Annotated in this window: 14 protein-coding genes; 5 read left to right on the top strand and 9 right to left on the bottom strand. The window is 60.3% G+C overall.

Translation table 11 applies throughout. The annotated features are described in order from the left end of the window. Positions 1-62 precede the first annotated feature (62 nt). On the top strand, positions 63-668 hold the full coding sequence (locus tag JWU58_RS01910; protein ID WP_024014742.1) for a 5-formyltetrahydrofolate cyclo-ligase: 606 nt from the start codon (positions 63-65) through the stop codon (positions 666-668). A gap of 35 nt (positions 669-703) precedes the next feature. On the opposite strand, the gene JWU58_RS01905 is transcribed toward JWU58_RS01910, so the two are convergent. Then, the gene (locus JWU58_RS01905; protein WP_024014743.1) at positions 704-859 is read right to left on the bottom strand and encodes a hypothetical protein; all 156 of its coding nucleotides are present in this window, start codon (positions 857-859) and stop codon (positions 704-706) included. Positions 860-1,056: 197 nt separating this feature from the next. Here JWU58_RS01905 and JWU58_RS01900 point away from each other — a divergent pair, with 197 nt between their 5' ends. After that, a complete protein-coding gene (locus JWU58_RS01900; protein ID WP_024014744.1) occupies positions 1,057-1,509 on the top strand; it encodes an EVE domain-containing protein in 453 nt (150 codons plus the stop codon). A 113-nt stretch (positions 1,510-1,622) separates the two neighbouring features. Here JWU58_RS01900 and JWU58_RS01895 read toward each other — a convergent pair whose 3' ends face one another. Beyond that, positions 1,623-2,030 (bottom strand): flagellar basal body-associated protein FliL, encoded by a 408-nt coding sequence (locus JWU58_RS01895; RefSeq protein WP_041476900.1) that lies wholly within the window; start codon positions 2,028-2,030, stop codon positions 1,623-1,625. A 150-nt stretch (positions 2,031-2,180) separates the two neighbouring features. On the opposite strand from JWU58_RS01895, the gene JWU58_RS01890 reads away from it, so the two are divergent. Next, entirely contained in the window at positions 2,181-3,158 is a 978-nt protein-coding gene (locus JWU58_RS01890) for an NADPH:quinone oxidoreductase family protein (protein ID WP_206421406.1), read from the top strand. Positions 3,159-3,415: 257 nt separating this feature from the next. Beyond that, positions 3,416-4,765, top strand: coding sequence for a glycerol-3-phosphate transporter (gene glpT / locus JWU58_RS01885; RefSeq protein WP_024014747.1), 1,350 nt, complete (start codon positions 3,416-3,418; stop codon positions 4,763-4,765). Here glpT and JWU58_RS01880 read toward each other — a convergent pair. From JWU58_RS01880 to JWU58_RS01850, 7 genes are all read right to left on the bottom strand, one after another. Beyond that, positions 4,741-5,409, bottom strand: coding sequence for a gamma-glutamylcyclotransferase (locus tag JWU58_RS01880; protein ID WP_024014748.1), 669 nt, complete (start codon positions 5,407-5,409; stop codon positions 4,741-4,743). The genes glpT and JWU58_RS01880 overlap by 25 nt on opposite strands. A gap of 184 nt (positions 5,410-5,593) precedes the next feature. After that, positions 5,594-6,562, bottom strand: coding sequence for a CDP-6-deoxy-delta-3,4-glucoseen reductase (locus JWU58_RS01875; RefSeq protein ID WP_206421405.1), 969 nt, complete (start codon positions 6,560-6,562; stop codon positions 5,594-5,596). After that, positions 6,562-8,028 (bottom strand): 4-hydroxy-3-polyprenylbenzoate decarboxylase, encoded by a 1,467-nt coding sequence (gene ubiD, locus JWU58_RS01870; RefSeq protein WP_039757427.1) that lies wholly within the window; start codon positions 8,026-8,028, stop codon positions 6,562-6,564. Before ubiD ends, JWU58_RS01875 begins: the two co-directional genes overlap by 1 nt. An 80-nt stretch (positions 8,029-8,108) precedes the next feature. Next, the gene (locus tag JWU58_RS01865; RefSeq protein ID WP_206421404.1) at positions 8,109-10,064 is read right to left on the bottom strand and encodes an acyltransferase family protein; all 1,956 of its coding nucleotides are present in this window, start codon (positions 10,062-10,064) and stop codon (positions 8,109-8,111) included. Positions 10,065-10,202: 138 nt separating this feature from the next. Beyond that, positions 10,203-11,462: a transcription termination factor Rho gene (rho, locus tag JWU58_RS01860; RefSeq protein ID WP_003229334.1), complete on the bottom strand. Its 1,260-nt coding sequence runs from the start codon at positions 11,460-11,462 to the stop codon at positions 10,203-10,205. Positions 11,463-11,712: 250 nt separating this feature from the next. Next, positions 11,713-12,042, bottom strand: a complete 330-nt coding sequence (gene trxA, locus JWU58_RS01855) for a thioredoxin TrxA (RefSeq protein WP_003206727.1) — start codon at positions 12,040-12,042, stop codon at positions 11,713-11,715. Positions 12,043-12,162: 120 nt separating this feature from the next. Then, positions 12,163-12,867, bottom strand: a complete 705-nt coding sequence (locus tag JWU58_RS01850; protein ID WP_064364764.1) for a FadR/GntR family transcriptional regulator — start codon at positions 12,865-12,867, stop codon at positions 12,163-12,165. Positions 12,868-13,123: 256 nt separating this feature from the next. On the opposite strand from JWU58_RS01850, the gene JWU58_RS01845 reads away from it, so the two are divergent. Next, on the top strand, positions 13,124-13,909 hold the full coding sequence (locus JWU58_RS01845; protein ID WP_076564506.1) for a transporter substrate-binding domain-containing protein: 786 nt from the start codon (positions 13,124-13,126) through the stop codon (positions 13,907-13,909). Positions 13,910-13,919 lie beyond the last annotated feature (10 nt).

Raw genomic sequence — 13,919 nt, 5'->3', positions numbered from 1 at the left:
TGTATGCCGACATCGGATTTTTTATGCGTATCGTTTTTGCATCCACCTGCCGAAGCCGAACCATGACCGAACCCGCGCTGCTGCCCCGCCCGCAACTCCGCCGCCTGCTGCGCAAGGCGCGCCGCGCACTGACGCCGGGCGAACAACGGCAGGCTGCCAAAGGCCTGTTCCGGCAATTGGCGCAAGACCCGCACTTTCGCCGGGCGAAACATATCTCCCTGTACTTGCCCACCGACGGTGAAATCGATCCGCGCCTGCTCCTGCGCGAAGCCCAGCGTCGTGGCAAGGCGACTTATCTGCCGGTACTCAGCGCGTGGCCACGAACGAAAATGGTCTTCCAGCGCATCCGCCCCGGCGAAAAGCTCACACCCAATCGCTTCCGCATCCTCGAGCCCCGGGCCAATCTGGCTCGGCAACGCAAGGTCTGGGCGCTGGATCTGGTGCTGTTGCCACTGGTGGGGTTTGATGATGTCGGCGGGCGCCTGGGCATGGGCGGCGGGTTTTATGATCGCAGCCTCGCCTATCTGGCCCGGCGCAAGAACTGGCGCAAGCCGACGCTGCTGGGCCTGGCCCACGAGTGTCAGAAGGTCGAGCGTTTGGCGCAGGCGAGCTGGGATGTGCCGTTACAAGGCACGGTCACCGACAAGGCGTGGTATTTCGCAGAGTAGACGCCGCATGGAACAGCGGCGTCGAAGAGACAGGTTCAGCGTTTGAAAGCGGTCGACTGTTGCACCTGTTGCGCCACTTCAATCGGCGCGTCGGTCTTGTTCGCCCACAGGCTCTGCGCGTAACCGGTGGTTACCACGCCCAGGCCAAACAAAATTACCAAAGTCCATAGCAAATCCGGTTTGCGTTTCATCGATTGCCCCCCTCAAGGCACATCATCACGATGACAGCAGCGGTTTCCGTTCGTAGGCCGTGCAGCAGCGTCAAGCTTTAAAGGCCGGCATTTTGCGGCAACGTGAACCTGTGCGCAAACGCTGACGTCAACCGACTGTCGGTTTGTCATAAAATTGCCCGACAACCTGCCCAATGACCGCTTCAGGAGCACACGACATGGCCTACTGGCTGATGAAATCAGAGCCCGACGAACTCTCGATCAAGGGCCTGGAAAAGCTCGGCAAGGCGCGCTGGGACGGGGTTCGCAACTATCAGGCGCGCAATTTCCTGCGGGCGATGGCGGTCGGTGACGAATTCTTTTTCTACCATTCCAGCTGCCCGGAACCGGGGATTGCCGGGATTGGCAAAATTATCGAAGCAGCGTATCCCGATCCGACGGCGCTGGAGCCCGACAGTCACTACTTCGATCCGAAAGCTACGCCGGAGAAAAATGCCTGGAGCGCGATTGATGTCGAGCATGTCGAGACGTTCGAGCGGGTGTTGAAGCTGGATTATTTGAAGAAGCAGACGGCGCTGGCGGAGCTGCCGCTGGTGCAGAAGGGCTCGCGGTTGTCGGTGATGCCGGTGACGGCGGAGCAGTGGGCGGCAGTCATCGCGCTCAAACCCTGATTCATTTTTGCCTGATAAATAGCTTTCGCGAGCAGGCTCGCTCCCACAGGAACATGCAGTCGAATGTGGGAGCGAGCCTGCTCGCGAAGAGGCCTGCCCGGACAGCGAATGACTTACTGAATGATCAGGTTGTTGAACAACAGATCTTCAACAACAGGCTTGCCGGTCTCGTCATTCATCACTTGCTGGGTCTGCTTCAACGCTTCCTGACGCAGCTTTTCCTTGCCCTCGATGCTGCCCATCGCCTCGGTCGACTGCTGAGTGAACAACGCCACCAGCTGATTGCGGATCAACGGCTCGTTGGCCTTGACCAGTTTGGTCGCCTCCTCACCAGTCACACGCAATGCCACATCGGCCTTGTAGACCTTGAGCTTCGGCGTGCCGTCGAGGCCGTAATTGCCGACGAACGGCGGGCTCAGGGTGATGTAATTGACTTTCGGCGCCTCGCCTTCTTTGGCTTCTTCGGCCAGTGCTGCCACAGGCAGAGACAGGGCCAGCAACAACATGATCCACGCTTTCACAATTCGCTCCTTATCCGGTTTGCGGCCTAGCATAACGACCCGCCGCGCAAGCACAAGCTTATGGCTGACTATCAGGGCCGGGCATGCTCGTTGACCCGTTGATTCACACACCTACACTTATCGGCCATCACTCCCAAAGGAATAGCCCTGATGAAAGCCGTGCTGTGCAAAGCCTTCGGCCCTGCCGAATCGCTGGTGCTGGAAGACGTCGCCAGTCCCGCCCTGAAAAAGAATGAAATCCTGCTGGACGTGCACGCTGCCGGAGTCAATTTCCCGGACACGCTGATCATCGAGGGCAAATACCAGTTCAAACCGCCCTTCCCGTTTTCGCCAGGCGGTGAAGCGGCGGGCGTGGTGCGCGAAGTCGGGGAAAAGGTCAGCCATCTGAAAGTCGGCGACCGGGTCATGGCCTTGACTGGCTGGGGCAGTTTTGCCGAGCAGGTTGCGGTGCCGGGCTACAACGTCCTGCCGATTCCGCCGTCGATGGACTTCAACATTGCCGCTGCATTCAGCATGACCTACGGCACGTCGATGCACGCGCTCAAGCAACGCGCCAACCTGCAACCGGGCGAAACCCTGCTGGTGCTCGGCGCGTCGGGCGGCGTCGGCCTCGCCGCTGTGGAGATCGGCAAAGCCATGGGCGCCCGGGTGATCGCCGCCGCCAGCAGCGCCGAGAAGCTCGCGGTGGCCAAGGCTGCCGGCGCCGATGAGCTGATCAACTACAGCGAAGCCAGCCTCAAGGACGAGATCAAACGCCTCACCGACGGCCAGGGCGCCGACGTGATCTACGACCCGGTCGGCGGCGACCTGTTCGACCAGGCCATCCGCGCCATCGCCTGGAACGGCCGCCTGCTGGTGGTCGGCTTCGCCAGCGGACGCATCCCGGAACTGCCGGTCAACCTCGCCCTGCTCAAAGGCGCGGCGGTGCTCGGCGTGTTCTGGGGCTCCTTTGCCCAACGCCAGCCCCAGGACAACGCAGCCAACTTCCAGCAGCTGTTCGCCTGGTTTGCCGAGGGCAAACTCAAACCGCTGGTGTCGCAGGTGTATCCGCTGAGCAATGCCGCGCAGGCGATCGATGATCTTGGCCAGCGCAAGGCTGTGGGCAAGGTTGTCGTTCAGGTTCGTTAACAACATGGAGCGATCCGGAGCAACCATCCGGATCGCTTTAGCGTTGAGGTCTGCCTCTTCCATACGTCAAACCGCAGAAACCCACCCGAGCCACCATCCCCTCAGCGCCGCCTTCTTATCTCAGAGCGACATGTTCATAAAGGAACGCTCATCTGCCCAAATTTCCGCTGTTTTGCCGACGTGAAGCGATGCTATTTTCGGTAACGAAACTGTAACATTCGCATCCGCAGTCAAAACAAGAAAACTGGAGCTCTTGAATGTTTGCTTTCTTTCGTCCTGCCGCACATCAGGCTCCATTGCCTGAAGAAAAAATAGACAGCACCTACCGCCGCCTGCGCTGGCAGATCTTCGCCGGCATCTTTATCGGCTACGCCGGTTACTACCTGCTGCGCAAGAACTTCTCCCTGGCCATGCCGTACCTGATCGACGAAGGCTACAGCCGTGGCGACCTCGGCTTGGCGATGTCGGCTATCGCCATTGCTTACGGTCTGTCGAAGTTCCTCATGGGCCTGGTGTCCGACCGTTCCAACCCGCGCTTCTTCCTGCCGTTCGGTCTGCTGGTCTCGGCCGGGGTGATGTTCATTTTCGGTTTCGCGCCGTGGGCAACGTCCAGCGTGACGATGATGTTCATTCTCCTGTTCATCAACGGCTGGGCGCAGGGCATGGGCTGGCCGCCGAGCGGGCGGACCATGGTGCACTGGTGGTCGCAGAAGGAACGCGGCGGCGTGGTCTCGGTGTGGAACGTGGCGCATAACGTCGGCGGCGGTCTGATCGGCCCGCTGTTCCTGATCGGCATGGGTCTGTTCAACGACTGGCACGCGGCGTTTTACGTCCCGGCAGCGGTCGCGCTGGGCGTGGCGGTATTCGCCTTCATCACCATGCGCGACACCCCGCAATCGGTCGGCCTGCCGCCGATCGAGCAGTACAAGAACGACTACCCGGAAGGCTACGACGCCAGCCACGAAGACGAATTCAGCGCCAAGGAAATCTTCGTCAAATACGTGCTGCGCAACAAAATGCTCTGGTACATCGCTCTGGCCAACGTCTTCGTCTACTTGCTGCGCTACGGCGTGCTGGACTGGGCGCCGACGTACCTGAAGGAAGCCAAGGGCTTCACCGTGGATAAAACCTCGTGGGCCTATTTCTTCTACGAGTGGGCAGGCATTCCGGGCACGCTGCTGTGCGGCTGGATGTCGGACAAGATCTTCCGTGGCAACCGTGGCCTGACCGGCATGGTGTTCATGGCCCTGGTGACTGTGGCGACTCTGGTGTACTGGCTGAATCCGGCCGGCAACCCGATGGTCGATATGATCGCCCTGTTGTCGATCGGCTTCCTGATCTACGGCCCGGTGATGCTGATCGGCCTGCAAGCGCTGGAACTGGCGCCGAAGAAAGCCGCCGGTACCGCAGCGGGCTTCACCGGTCTGTTCGGTTATCTGGGGGGGTCGGTCGCAGCCAGTGCGGCGATGGGCTACACCGTTGACCACTTCGGCTGGGATGGCGGTTTCGTCCTGCTGGTCGGCGCTTGCCTGCTGGCGATGGCCTTCCTTGCGCCAACGCTGTGGCACAAGCAAGTCGCCAGTCAGAGCCGTGAAGCGGTCGCCTGATCGCTGTGTGATTTACAGCGCTTGAGCCGCGCCTCCAGATTGCGGTCTGGCATGGCGTGGCTGCGCAGGGCATGCGCGGTCTGCTCGACATAATCGCGAGTAGTGCCGTAGCGCCCGCTGGCGCTGGCGAACACCTGGCTGAGCACATGATCCGGCAAGTTGCCGGCATAGCTCGGCAGGTGGCGCTCCAGCACGAAGCCCAAGGCCTGCACCTGAGTGCCATCTTCGAGCCGGCAATTGAGCCAGTGTGGTCGATACGACGGAAACGGCATCTCACGTTTCCACAGCGCATACAGCGCGGTATCGAGATTGTCTTCCGGCAAGCGGTAGGCAAAGCCACTGCACGAACCGCCGCGATCCAGACCGAACACCAGGCCGGGCATTTCCGGCGTGCCCCGATGCTCGTGGGACCACAGGTACAAGCCGCGATGGTAGCCATGCACCCGACCGCGCATGCGCTCGACTGCCGTGCATTCCGGGCGCCAGATCAGCGAACCATACGCGAACAGCCACACCGGCCCGCCCTTGTGGCGCGCCATGGTCGATTGCATGGAAGCGAGAAGTTGTTCGTGCGTCAGCTGCGGCCCAAGATCGAGCCGCGGAGGGTAAGCCAGGTTCAGAATTGCGTTTTCAATGGCGCTCATGGCGAATAGCGTTCAGCTCCCCGCGGGTGAAGAATTACTTAATAGAACGCACCGCTGTAACAATAAGGCACATATGTTTTAAGGCAATTTAAGTGCCACTGATTAATCGCCTGATTGATATATAACCTAGCGGTATTTACTGTTTAACGTAAATACCGATCGGCTATATACCAAGTTATAATTATCAGGAGCGCGGCGCGTAGGCGAACACATCGGCGCGCATCTGATGCGCATCCATGCCCGCCTCGACCAGCGCGTCCAAGGTGCCGTAAACCATCGCTGGCGACCCGCTGGCATAGACATGCAGCGGTTTCAGATCAGGGAAATCTTCGCAAACCGCCTCGTGCAACATCCCGCAGCGCCCTTCCCAGCCGCACTGGTCGCTGACCACTTTGTGCAGGAACAGATTGGGCAGCTTCAGCCATTCGTCCCAGTGCTCGATCTCATAAAAATCTTCTGGACGGCGTACGCCCCAATACAGATGCACTGGATGCTTGAAGCCTTCGGCGCGGCAATGTTCGATCAGGCTGTGAATCTGGCCCATGCCGGTGCCGGCGGCGATCAACACCAGAGGACCGTCGGGCAGCTCCGCAAGATGTGTGTCACCGAACGGCAACTCGACACGCACCATCGGGTTGCGTTGCAACTGCTCGATCAGGTTCAACGCACTGGTTTCGCGCGCCAGCACATGGATTTCCAGATCACGTCCGCCGTGGGGTGCCGAGGCCATGGAGAACGCCGATTTCTCGCCGTTCTCGCGCTCGATCATCAAATATTGCCCGGCGTGATAGCGCGGCGGCTTGCCCGCCGGCGCCCGTAGACGCACGCGCCAGGTGTCGCCGCCGACCTCGCGGCACTCGATGACCTGACACGACAGGCTGCGCACCGGCAATTCACCGAGTGCGAGCACGCCATCCCACAACAGCACGCAGTCTTCCAGCGGTGCGGCGATGCAGGTGTAGAACTCGCCATGATCGTGGACTTTGCCGGCCTGCTCGACGCGGCCCTCCACCAGCAGCGCTGCACACACGTGGCAATTGCCGTTGCGGCAGCTTTGCGGGCAGTCATAGCCCAGGCGCCGCGCACCGTCGAGAATCCGCTCACCGGGCTGTATCTCGAGCACTGCTCCGGAAGGCTGCAGGGTTACACGCATCAATCTATTCCTAACTGATTCCAGATGGCATCGATCCGTTGGGTGACGGCGTCGTCCTTGACGATCACGCGGCCCCACTCGCGGGTGGTTTCGCCCGGCCACTTGTGGGTGGCATCCAGGCCCATTTTCGAGCCCAGCCCGGAGATCGGCGAGGCGAAGTCGAGGTAGTCGATCGGCGTGTTATCAATCATCACCGTGTCGCGCTTGGGGTCCATGCGCGTGGTGATGGCCCAGATCACGTCGTTCCAGTCGCGGGCGTTGATATCGTCGTCAGTGACGATAACGAACTTGGTGTACATGAACTGTCGCAAAAACGACCAGACACCGAGCATCACGCGCTTGGCATGCCCCGGATACGACTTCTTCATCGTCACCACGGCCATGCGGTACGAGCAGCCTTCCGGCGGCAGGTAGAAGTCGGTGATCTCCGGGAACTGCTTCTGCAGGATCGGCACGAACACTTCGTTCAGCGCCACGCCGAGAATCGCCGGCTCATCCGGCGGGCGGCCGGTGTAAGTGCTGTGATAGATCGGTTTGATCCGGTGGGTGATGCGCTCGACGGTGAACACCGGGAAGCTGTCGACTTCGTTGTAGTAACCGGTGTGGTCGCCATACGGACCTTCGTCGGCCATTTCGCCGGGATGGATCACGCCTTCGAGGATGATTTCGGCGGTGGCCGGCACTTGCAGATCGTTGCCCCTGCACTTGACCAGTTCGGTGCGGTTACCGCGCAAGAGCCCTGCGAAAGCATATTCGGAGAGGCTGTCAGGTACCGGCGTCACGGCACCGAGAATCGTTGCCGGATCGGCGCCAAGGGCCACGGACACCGGGAACGGCTGGCCCGGATGCTTCTCGCACCACTCGCGGAAGTCGAGAGCACCGCCACGATGGCTGAGCCAGCGCATGATCACCTTGTTGCGGCCAATCACTTGCTGGCGGTAGATACCGAGGTTCTGGCGTTCCTTGTTCGGGCCTTTGGTGACCGTCAGGCCCCAAGTGATCAGCGGACCGACGTCGCCGGGCCAGCAGGTCTGCACCGGCAACATCGCCAGATCGACGTCGTCGCCTTCGATGACCACTTCCTGGCACACCGCGTCTTTGACGACTTTTGGCGCCATCGAAATGATCTTGCGGAAGATCGGCAGTTTCGACCACGCGTCCTTCAAGCCCTTCGGCGGCTCCGGCTCCTTGAGGAAGGCCAGCAGCTTGCCGATTTCGCGCAGTTCGCTGACCGACTCGGCGCCCATGCCCATGGCCACGCGCTCGGGGGTGCCGAACAGGTTGCCGAGCACCGGAATGTCGTAACCGGTGGGCTTCTCGAACAACAATGCCGGGCCTTTGGCCCGCAGCGTGCGGTCGCACACCTCAGTCATCTCCAGCACCGGCGAGACGGGAATCTGGATGCGTTTCAACTCTCCGCGCTGCTCAAGCTGCTGCACGAAATCCCGAAGATCCTTGAATTTCATTGATGATGGCACCCTCAAAATAGGCGTACATCCTACCTGCTCTGACGGGCAAACAGCAGCCCGTCAGAGTCCGACAGTACTCAATGCCGGTTTGTGCCCAGCAATACCGGAGCAAAAAGCGGGCTCAGTCTGGCGCTGCCAATGTCCGAGAGATGGTCCTCATCCTTGTACTGCGAGTGGCCGTTGACCTCGATGCTGCAGACCCCGTCAGCACACATCATCGGCGTCGGATCGATAACGTGAACACCCGGATCGGCTTCGCTCATGGACGTGAACAAGCTGCCGAGAAAATGCTGGCGCGCCAGGTGTTCCTCAAGCGGACGACCCAGTCCCTCGGCGGAACGGCCGACTCTTGCCAGACTGGTCAGGCGGTTAATGGTGCCCTTGCGTTGCAGCGGCACCTCCTTGAACAGCCAGACCTGGACGCCGGCTGCGCGCAAGGCGGCCACCCGCGCGCGCAACGCGGCGGCCATGCGTTGCTCAGCCTGGGCGGTATCGTCATGGGCGTTGAGCAAAACCTTCTTGTCGCCATCCTCGCGACCATAGACGTAAAGACTCCAATTGGACGCCAATACCACGTCCTTGATGCCAAGGCTGAGCACTTTGTCCATGGTCTGCTGATTGAAGTCCTTGCACCGCTGGCGCGGCTCGTCGCTGAGAATCGGCGGACAGGCGCTCATACTGAACAGCCACACCGAACGACCGTCGCGGCGGGCATTGGCCTCGATGGCCGGCATCAACGCAGCAGCATGGCTGTCACCCCAGAACGCCTGGGTCGGCGGCGTGTCCTGTTCACCGCCGACCAGACAGGCCTTGTCGATCGATTTGTCTTGCGTCACCACCATGCATTTCATTTGCCCGGCGCGCCACTCGCGGGCCTGGGCATATTCCAGAGCCTTACCGCTCAGGCGCCCGGGGATACCATCGGCCGAGCGAATCGCTGAACCGACCGCGACCAGTACAGCAATCGCCACCACTGCCCCCGCCAGTATCGATTTACGTTCGCCCAGCAAACGCTTTTCCCGAAATGGCAATTCGACGTAGCGCAGGCTCAGCCACGCCAGGGCTAGCGCCAGCGCAATCCAGGCGAGCGCCTCCAGCGGCTGGATACCGTCGATGGAAATGGCGTTGGCGTACACGTAAATCGGCCAGTGCCACAGGTACAGCGAATAGGACAGCAGGCCGATCCAGACCAGCGGCCGCAGACTCAACAGTCGTGCGGCCCAGCTCGGGCCCTGAGCGCCTGACCAGATCAGTGCAGTGGTGCCCAATACCGGCAGCAACGCCGCCCATCCAGGAAACACTGTTGAGCGGTCAAACGTGAATACGGCGACCAGCACCGCCGCCAGACCGGCAATGCCGACCATCTGGTACAGCCACGGTCGTACGGCCTGTCTCGGCGCAGGCATTACCGCGAGCATCGCCCCGCTCAACAATTCCCAGGCACGAGTCGGCAAGGCAAAAAAAGTGAATTCCGGCTTGTGCTCAATCCAGGCGATGTTCAGGCCAAAGGAAATCAACAGCAATCCCAGCAACATCCAGCGCCATTGTCTGAAATAGCGAACCAGCACCGCCATCAGTAACGGGAAGAAAATGTAGTACTGCTCTTCAACCGCCAGCGACCAGGTGTGCAATAACGGCTTCAGATCGGAGGCCGGCTGAAAGTAGCCGTCCTCGCGCATGAAAAGAATATTGGAGATGAACAGCGACTGATAACGCACCGTTCGGCCAAGTTCGGAAAAATCCTTCGCCGTCAGCAGCAGCCAACCCAGCGCCAGTGTCACCAGCATGACCACCGTCAAGGCAGGAATGATGCGGCGGGCACGGCGCGCCCAGAAATCGACAAAGCTGAACCGCTTGGCGCTGATTTCACGAAACAGGATCGAGGTGATCAGGAATCCGGAGATGACGAAGAAAACATCCACGCCGACGAAGCCGCCGCTGAATGTATTGAATCCGAAATGAAACAGCACGACGGGAAGTACCGCCAGTGCCCGTAAGCCGTCAATATCACGGCGATTGCCAAACGTGTGCATTAAAAACCTTACCTGTTCTGGGTACAGAATCCCTTGAAGGCGCGACGTTAGCAGCCGCGCAAATTTCAATCCAGATACAAATAAATCGCGGACAAAAAAAAGCGCCCCTCGCGGAGCGCTCCTTTTATCAGCTGCGTACTATTTACGTTTCATCGACAAGAAGAACTCGTCGTTGGTCTTGGTCGTTTTCAGCTTGTCGACCAGGAACTCGATGGCGGCGACTTCGTCCATCGGGTGCAGCAGCTTGCGCAGAATCCACATGCGCTGCAGTTCGTCGTCGGCGGTCAGCAACTCTTCGCGGCGGGTGCCGGAGCGGTTGATGTTGATGGCCGGGAACACACGCTTCTCGGCGATCTTGCGATCCAGAGGCAGTTCCATGTTGCCGGTACCCTTGAACTCTTCGTAGATCACTTCGTCCATCTTCGAGCCGGTTTCAACCAGCGCGGTGGCGATAATGGTCAGCGAGCCGCCTTCTTCGATGTTACGCGCGGCACCGAAGAAGCGTTTTGGCTTCTCGAGGGCGTGGGCATCGACACCACCGGTCAATACCTTGCCGGAGCTCGGGATCACGGTGTTGTAGGCACGGGCCAGACGAGTGATGGAGTCGAGCAGGATCACCACGTCTTTCTTGTGTTCGACCAGGCGCTTGGCCTTCTCGATCACCATTTCAGCAACCTGCACGTGACGGGTCGGCGGCTCGTCGAAGGTCGAGGCAACCACTTCGCCGCGCACGGTGCGCTGCATTTCGGTCACTTCTTCCGGACGCTCGTCGATCAACAGCACGATCAGGTGAACTTCAGGATTGTTACGGGCGATGTTCGCTGCGATGTTCTGCAGCATGATCGTTTTACCGGCTTTCGGCGGTGCGACGATCAGGCCACGCTGGCCTTTGCCGATCGGTGCGCACAGGTCGATCACGCGCCCGGTCAAATCTTCGGTGGAACCGTTGCCGGCTTCCATCTTCATGCGCACGGTCGGGAACAGCGGCGTCAGGTTCTCGAAGAGAATCTTGTTTTTCGCGTTCTCCGGACGATCGAAGTTGATCGTGTCGACCTTGAGCAGGGCGAAATACCGCTCGCCTTCCTTCGGAGGGCGGATCTTGCCAACGATGGTGTCACCGGTGCGCAAGTTGAAGCGGCGGATCTGGCTCGGCGAGACGTAGATGTCGTCAGGGCCGGCGAGGTAGGAAGCGTCTGCGGAGCGCAGGAAGCCGAAGCCGTCCTGGAGAATCTCCAGCACGCCATCACCGGAGATTTCCTCGCCGCTTTTCGCGTGCTTTTTCAGCAGGGAGAAAATCACGTCCTGCTTGCGCGAACGGGCCATATTTTCTATGCCCATCTGTTCGGCCAATTCGAGCAGTTCGGTAATCGGCTTTTGCTTGAGTTCAGTCAGATTCATATAGGAATGACGTAATCATTTATGGAGGGGGGGGGAAATTAAGCTTTTGGCTTAATGAGGCCGCGCCGCGGAGAAGGCGACAGGATCGCGAACTAATTCGAAAAGGAGTGCGTCGGCGACGGCTAGCAGGGGGCATTGGAGAAACCAGTGCGGGGCCGAATGTACCACCTGAGTTTCGGAGCGTCTAGCCCTGAATACGCAAAAAGCCCCGCGATTTGCGGGGCTTTTTTTCAGCTTTTTACTGCGACGCTCAGATGTTGGCGTCGAGGAACGCCGCCAGCTGCGACTTCGACAGTGCGCCGACCTTGGTCGCTTCAACGTTGCCGTTCTTGAATAGCATCAGCGTCGGGATACCACGCACGCCATGCTTGGCCGGGGTTTCCTGGTTTTCGTCGATGTTCAGTTTGGCGACGGTCAGCTTGCCTTTGTAAGTCTCGGCAATCTCGTCCAGAACCGGTGCGATCATTTTGCAAGGGCCGCACCATTCAGCCCAGTAGTCGACCAGGACAGCGCCTTCGGCCTTGAGTACGTCGGCTTCGAAGCTAGCGTCGCTAACGTGTTTGATCAGATCGCTGCTCATGGAATTCTCCAGGTTGTAAGCAAAAAAACGTGGCCCATCATAGCCGCCCTTCCCTTGTTCAGGAAGCCGCAGATGATTGAGTGTTGCTATGGCCCTTGATGAGTTTGGGTATAGCTCAAGTCACGCCGTGGCGGGAGCGATGAAGGCGATTCCGGTACGCAGGGCGGCGTTGCGTACATGTTCCTGCATGGCTTTTTGCGCTGCTCCCGACGCACGGCGGGCCAGGGCACGGAGGATCTTGCGGTGTTCCTGCCAGGTTTCCATGGCGCGTTCGGCGCGGATGAACGGCAGTTTCTGGCTCTCGAGGAAAATCTCGGCGCTGGCGGTGAGGATGCTCAGCATCGCCTGATTGCCGCTGGCGAGGAGGATGCGCCGGTGGAATTCGAAGTCGAGTTTCGCCGCTGCTTCGAAGTCGCCGCCGCGCAATTGCTCGCGCATCGCCGCGACGTTGTCTTCCAGCGCATCCAGATCAAATGTACTCAAGGTTGTCGCGGCGAGCCCGGCGGCAAAGCCCTCCAGCGCGTAACGTAACTGGAAGATGTCCAGCGGCGATGCCTGCGCCGCGAACGGCCAGCCCGGCGCTTCGCCGCGCGACAATTCGACCGGCGACTGCACGAACACGCCTTTGCCCGGCTGGATGCTGACCACGCCCAGTGCACTGAGCGACGACAGCGCTTCACGCAACGATGCCCGGCTGACGCCCAGTTGCAGCGCCAGATCCCGTTGCGACGGCAACGCATCACCAGCGCCGAAGCCCTGTTCGGTGATCAGTTTGCGGATCGCTTGCAGCGCCACTTCGGGTACGGCGCGGGAGATCGAATTCATGATGTGCGGACGCGTCAGGGCCAAGGTGCGGCTAGTTGTAAAGCTATTCGTCGAGTCCGGCAAGTCGTGCCCCAGCGGAGTTCGGCGCGTGCAGCGGATGCGCCATCGCAGTGCGAAAACCGAGTTGACTGTTCAGACCAGTAAGACCGAACGAAGCCGCTGCTACTGCGGCCTGCCGGGGCGAAATCCGCCTGTTGGCACGGCCCATGCTCTGTCCGATCGCAGCAACCACTTCCCGCCGATCCGGAGATTGTCCATGACCCAGCGTTACAGCGCCCTCCTCGCTTCCCTGTTTGCCGGCCTGCTGCTGTGCCAGGCCCCCGCTCACGCCGACGGTCTGGACGACGTGGTCAAACGCGGCACGCTCAAAGTCGCCGTGCCCCAGGACTTCCCGCCGTTCGGCTCGGTCGGCCCGGACATGAAGCCGCGCGGCCTGGATATCGACACGGCGAAACTGCTCGCTGACCAACTCAAGGTCAAACTCGAACTGACCCCGGTCAACAGCACCAACCGCATCCCGTTCCTCACCACGGGCAAAGTCGATCTGGTGATTTCCAGCCTCGGCAAAAACGCCGAGCGCGAGAAGGTCATCGACTTCTCCCGCGCCTATGCGCCGTTCTACCTCGCCGTGTTCGGCCCGCCAGACGCTGCGATCACCAGCCTCGACGACCTCAAGGGCAAGACCATCAGCGTCACCCGTGGCGCCATTGAAGACATCGAGCTGAGCAAAGTCGCCCCCGAAGGCGTGACCATCAAACGTTTCGAAGACAACAACTCGACCATCGCCGCTTATCTGGCAGGCCAGGTCGATCTGATCGCCAGCGGCAACGTGGTGATGGTGGCCATCAGCGAGAAGAACCCCAAGCGCGTACCGGCGCTGAAGGTGAAGCTCAAGGATTCCCCGGTCTATGTGGGCGTGAACAAGAACGAAGCGGCGCTGCTGACCAAGGTCAACGACATCCTCAACACCGCCAAGGCTGACGGCGCACTGGAAAAGAACTCGCAGACCTGGCTGAAAGAGCCGCTGCCGGCCGATCTCTGATCGACTGCGC

This window comes from Pseudomonas atacamensis, from assembly GCF_017167965.1.
Taxonomy (GTDB): domain Bacteria; phylum Pseudomonadota; class Gammaproteobacteria; order Pseudomonadales; family Pseudomonadaceae; genus Aquipseudomonas; species Aquipseudomonas atacamensis.
This window is presented reverse-complemented; position numbering and strand designations above follow the sequence as displayed.

What these genes read in the sequence shown, in the direction of transcription:
- ubiD (WP_039757427.1), bottom strand. Translation starts at nt 8,028, where the DNA reads ATGAAATTCAAGGATCTTCGGGATTTCGTGCAGCAGCTTGAGCAGCGC.
- JWU58_RS01880 (WP_024014748.1), bottom strand. Translation starts at nt 5,409, where the DNA reads ATGAGCGCCATTGAAAACGCAATTCTGAACCTGGCTTACCCTCCGCGG.
- JWU58_RS01850 (WP_064364764.1), bottom strand. Translation starts at nt 12,867, where the DNA reads ATGAATTCGATCTCCCGCGCCGTACCCGAAGTGGCGCTGCAAGCGATC.
- rho (WP_003229334.1), bottom strand. Translation starts at nt 11,462, where the DNA reads ATGAATCTGACTGAACTCAAGCAAAAGCCGATTACCGAACTGCTCGAA.
- trxA (WP_003206727.1), bottom strand. Translation starts at nt 12,042, where the DNA reads ATGAGCAGCGATCTGATCAAACACGTTAGCGACGCTAGCTTCGAAGCC.
- JWU58_RS01910 (WP_024014742.1), top strand. Translation starts at nt 63, where the DNA reads ATGACCGAACCCGCGCTGCTGCCCCGCCCGCAACTCCGCCGCCTGCTG.
- JWU58_RS01900 (WP_024014744.1), top strand. Translation starts at nt 1,057, where the DNA reads ATGGCCTACTGGCTGATGAAATCAGAGCCCGACGAACTCTCGATCAAG.
- JWU58_RS01890 (WP_206421406.1), top strand. Translation starts at nt 2,181, where the DNA reads ATGAAAGCCGTGCTGTGCAAAGCCTTCGGCCCTGCCGAATCGCTGGTG.
- JWU58_RS01865 (WP_206421404.1), bottom strand. Translation starts at nt 10,064, where the DNA reads ATGCACACGTTTGGCAATCGCCGTGATATTGACGGCTTACGGGCACTG.
- glpT (WP_024014747.1), top strand. Translation starts at nt 3,416, where the DNA reads ATGTTTGCTTTCTTTCGTCCTGCCGCACATCAGGCTCCATTGCCTGAA.
- JWU58_RS01875 (WP_206421405.1), bottom strand. Translation starts at nt 6,562, where the DNA reads ATGCGTGTAACCCTGCAGCCTTCCGGAGCAGTGCTCGAGATACAGCCC.
- JWU58_RS01845 (WP_076564506.1), top strand. Translation starts at nt 13,124, where the DNA reads ATGACCCAGCGTTACAGCGCCCTCCTCGCTTCCCTGTTTGCCGGCCTG.
- JWU58_RS01905 (WP_024014743.1), bottom strand. Translation starts at nt 859, where the DNA reads ATGAAACGCAAACCGGATTTGCTATGGACTTTGGTAATTTTGTTTGGC.